The 254-nt window shown below is 50.8% G+C and carries 2 tRNA genes; both read left to right on the plus strand.

The features are described from left to right. Window positions 1–64: 64 nt before the first annotated feature. Window positions 65–141: transfer RNA gene (locus AMR95_RS10605), tRNA-Ile, on the plus strand. 14 nt (window positions 142–155) lie between these two features. Then, window positions 156–231: transfer RNA gene (locus AMR95_RS10610), tRNA-Ala, on the plus strand. The last annotated feature ends 23 nt before the right edge of the window (window positions 232–254 follow it).

The following is a 254-nucleotide window of genomic DNA, read 5'->3' on the forward strand; positions in this document are numbered from 1 at the left end:
TCTTGTTTAGTTTTGAAGGAACTTGCAAAAGATCCTACAACATCATATCTTCGATATGAAAGATGGGCCTGTAGCTCAGCTGGTTAGAGCGCACGCCTGATAAGCGTGAGGTCGGTGGTTCGAGTCCACTCAGGCCCACCATCTTCTATTAAATCGGGGCCTTAGCTCAGCTGGGAGAGCGCCTGCCTTGCACGCAGGAGGTCAGCGGTTCGATCCCGCTAGGCTCCACCAACGTGTTCTTTGAAAACTAGATA

The sequence above is a fragment of the Bacillus sp. G1(2015b) genome (assembly GCF_001482475.1).
GTDB classification, from domain to species: domain Bacteria; phylum Bacillota; class Bacilli; order Bacillales; family Bacillaceae; genus Bacillus; species Bacillus safensis.